We start from the raw sequence: 3,825 nt of genomic DNA, 5'->3' as shown, positions 1-3,825 counted from the left end.
GACTAAGATTTCTATTTAACTCTCTGCAAATACAATACATCACAGAGTTTCTAACTTAAGAAACTTATTATTTTGGTCAGTTGTTAGTCTAAACTGGCCTCTAACGCCCAATTGACTAAGAAATGGTCTAAATCTCGCGGCGGGTAACTGCAAACGCAAACCGTTGTGTGTGACAACTTGAACAACACTTGCCGCACCAGAATAATGAGATAAAAACGTTTGATATGAAATGTTGAGATTGAAGTAGTAATAGTTCATGAAGTGAAAACTAAGTGACATAAACAAATAAGGTGGCCTTAATGACCACCCTATTGTGTTGTTTACTATTCGTCTAGTGCTTTAGTCACTTTTTCGAATAGATCTTTAGCAAGATTATCCATTGCTTTGAGCTTTTCAAGTTCTGCACGAATCATTGCTTGGCGAGCTTCATCGTATTTACGGAACTTAAGCAAAGGATCAATCATTCGAGAAGCTACTTGTGGGTTCGAATCATTTAGTTGGCGAAGAATTTCACCGGCAAACTGGTAACCTACACCGGATTTATCATGGAAACGTACAGGGTTCGCACTTAAGAACGAGCCAATTAAGCTGCGCGTACGGTTCGGATTTTTCAAACTAAATGCTTCGTGGTTCATGGTTGCTTTTACTTTTTCAAGAGCATCCTCTGCAGGATTGCTACCTTGCAGTGCAAACCACTTATCCATAACCAAACCATCGTGCTTCCATTTATCGCTGTAATCAGCCATAAGTGCTTCACGACACTCGAGCTGAGCGTTATTTGCAGCACTCATCGCAGCAATCGTATCTGTCATGTTATTTGCAGATGCGTACTGCGCGTTGACTAAATCATTACCTTTTTCCGTATGTGTAAGGTACTGAAGGCAACGGTTACGTAAAGCACGCTTGCCAATAGCAGCATGGTCGATCGTATACTCTGTTTGCTTAAGCGTGTGATAAGTCGCACTTAGCTCATCTTCTAACTCTTTGGAAAGTGACACTGTAATGCTGTTTAGCACTTTGTCTACGGCATCGATATCAATTTGCTGGTACCAACCAGTAATCTCATTGATTGAAGGCATAGAGAAAACTTGAGCAATGAAAGCTGGCTCAAGCGTTTCATCCAACAGCACACCGCGGAAAGCATCTATCACACCTTCAGAAAGCGATACTTCTTGTCCCGCTTGAACGTTTTTCACATTCTGACGAATGTATTTAGCCAATAGCATTTGGCTAGCGTCCCATCGAGCAAAATCGTTCGTTGCGTGCTTCATCAAGAAGACTAACTCGTCATCGCTGTAATCGTATTCTAATTTGACTGGTGCCGAGAATTCACGCAACAAAGATGGCACTGGCTGTTCTTCGACATTTTCAAATACGAACGTTTGCTTATCTTGTTTAATATCCAGCACGTTATGAACAGATTCACCGTTACTCATCAATGGGATAACTTGACCTTTCGAATCATACAACTCGATATCGAACGGGATATGCAGCGCTTGTTTTTCTGCTTGGTCTTGCGTCGGCTCCGTAAATTGCTCTACCGTTAGTGCGTAAGTTTTTGCATCAGCGTTGTATTCGCTATTTACGCGCAGCGTTGGTGTACCCGATTGGCTGTACCACAGACGGAACTGTTTTAAATCAACACCGGTGGCATCTTCCATTGCAGAAACAAAGTCTTCACACGTCGCGGCGGTACCATCGTGACGTTCAAAATAAAGTTTCATTCCTCTTTGGAAGCCCTCTTCGCCAAGGAGTGTATGGTACATACGAATAACTTCGCTGCCCTTTTCATACACCGTTAGCGTGTAGAAGTTATTCATCTCAATGACTTTGTCAGGACGAATCGGGTGAGACATTGGGCTTGCATCTTCCGCAAATTGAGGACCACGAATAATACGTACGTTATCAATACGGTTATCAGCACGAGAGCCTAAGTCAGAAGAGAATTCTTGGTCACGGAATACGGTTAAGCCTTCTTTTAGACTTAGTTGGAACCAGTCACGACAAGTGACACGGTTTCCAGTCCAATTGTGGAAGTACTCATGACCGATCACAGCTTCGATGCCTAAATAATCACGATCTGTCGCAGTTTGATCGTTCGCCAGCACATATTTTGAGTTAAAAATGTTCAAGCCTTTGTTTTCCATTGCACCCATGTTGAAGAAATCAACAGCAACGATCATGTAAATATCCAGATCGTATTCCAGGCCAAAGCGTTTCTCATCCCACTTCATCGAGTTGATCAAAGATGTCATCGCATGGCCTGCACGATCTAGGTTACCTTTATCAACAAAGATTTCTAAATCAACACTGCGACCTGACATCGTTGTATATTTGTCACGCAATACATCAAAGTCGCCTGCAACAAGGGCGAACAAGTAAGCTGGTTTTGGATGCGGATCCTGCCATTGAACCCAATGACGACCGTTCTCTGCATCACCTTCTGCAATTCGGTTACCATTGCTCAGCAAATATGGGTAAGCCGCTTTATCTGCGATCACTTTTGTTGTGTATTTTGCTAGAACATCCGGACGGTCTAGATAGTACGTGATACGGCGGAAGCCCTCAGCCTCACACTGAGTACAAAATGCGCCGCCTGATTTGTACAAACCTTCGAGTGCTGTATTCGCTTCAGGATCAATTTTGGTGACGATTTCAAGTTCAAACTCGGATGGAAGATCGGTCAGTACCAGCGATGACTCCTTCACCTCGTGATGAGCCCAATCCTCACCATTTACTTTTACAGCGCGTAGCTCAAGCCCTTCGCCATCGAGTTCTAGCGTTGTTGTATCGCCTTTTTGAGCAACTTTTGATACCGCCGTAACGATTGAGTCATTGTCATATAGATCAAAAGTAAGATCGATATCAGTAATCGCATGAGATGGCTCTTTATAATCTTTACGATATTTGGCCAGGGGAGCTTGAGACATGAGCATAAATCCTTGTATGTCGAACAACAAAAATACCAGACTGCATGATCAAAAATGCATTTCTGGTATCACTATATAAGCTATTTGTAGGGGTTGTGGTATCAGAATACAAGTCTTTCCATCAAAAAACGGAGCTTTTAGTGCTCTAGCTCCGTTTTTTGATTAACATTTAAACAACATTAATGACTTACCGTACGCACGCGTAATTTGGCGCATGTTAAAGGCATCATGGCGTAACTCTATTGAGTACGGCGTACATATCACCATTGGAATCTTCGATCGTTAGCTCATTCTTGTTGAGCTTATACGTGGTTCCATGCTCGCCATTTTCATACAGCAGAACCAAAAACTCATCTTCTGTGTAAAACACACCTTGTTTGATGGACTCATCCCCTTCTTCGTTCGAAACCCTAAACATGAACACGAAATCAGGTTGAAGTATCAAATCCATCTGATTAATGTTGTTGGCCACAAGACCGTCGCCAGATACGTGAGAGCTAGACCAAATACCTGCAAGTGAATTAGATAATCCTTTAGTGAACGTTACACCATTAAGATCAAGCGTATTATGGTTGTTGCGATAGGCATAAATTTGAGGCTCGTCGGTGTTTAAACCAAGAACGATGGTGTCTTCATTTGCGTTATACAGCCCTTCCCAATGGTCAACGGAATAGTCTTTCTTTTGAATATCAATAGAAAAGCTGTAGTCAGAACCTAATGAGAGTTTGATCGCACGAAAGTTTTCAGCCGACTCTTCGGGGTTTGGGTTCATCAAATACCAGTCTCCGATGAGAAACGGCGTGTCAAAGTGACTTAATTCATCTTCTCTGGTGTTTTCTCCACCAAACACACTAAAGCAGCAAAAGCTAAGTAAAATAAAGAACCACTTCATATC

The 3,825-nt window shown here is 42.4% G+C and carries 3 protein-coding genes; all 3 read right to left on the bottom strand.

Annotation, left to right across the window (positions count from 1 at the left end):
- Nucleotides 1-39: 39 nt before the first annotated feature.
- The 3 genes from CAG68_RS05590 to CAG68_RS05580 all read right to left on the bottom strand — a co-directional run bounded on the left by CAG68_RS05590 (nucleotide 40) and on the right by CAG68_RS05580 (nucleotide 3,822).
- Nucleotides 40-258, bottom strand: coding sequence for a DUF2835 domain-containing protein (locus CAG68_RS05590; RefSeq protein WP_005377440.1), 219 nt, complete (start codon nucleotides 256-258; stop codon nucleotides 40-42).
- Between the two features lie 65 nt (nucleotides 259-323).
- Nucleotides 324-2,930: an aminopeptidase N gene (gene pepN / locus CAG68_RS05585; RefSeq protein WP_086046767.1), complete on the bottom strand. Its 2,607-nt coding sequence runs from the start codon at nucleotides 2,928-2,930 to the stop codon at nucleotides 324-326.
- 226 nt (nucleotides 2,931-3,156) lie between these two features.
- On the bottom strand, nucleotides 3,157-3,822 hold the full coding sequence (locus CAG68_RS05580) for a hypothetical protein (RefSeq protein WP_005377438.1): 666 nt from the start codon (nucleotides 3,820-3,822) through the stop codon (nucleotides 3,157-3,159).
- Nucleotides 3,823-3,825 lie beyond the last annotated feature (3 nt).

Origin of the sequence: Vibrio sp. V42_P2S4T144 (assembly GCF_009904715.1) — a bacterium.
Classification (GTDB): domain Bacteria; phylum Pseudomonadota; class Gammaproteobacteria; order Enterobacterales; family Vibrionaceae; genus Vibrio; species Vibrio alginolyticus.
The sequence above is the reverse complement of the archived record's forward strand: the minus strand, read 5'-3'. Positions and strand labels throughout refer to the sequence as shown.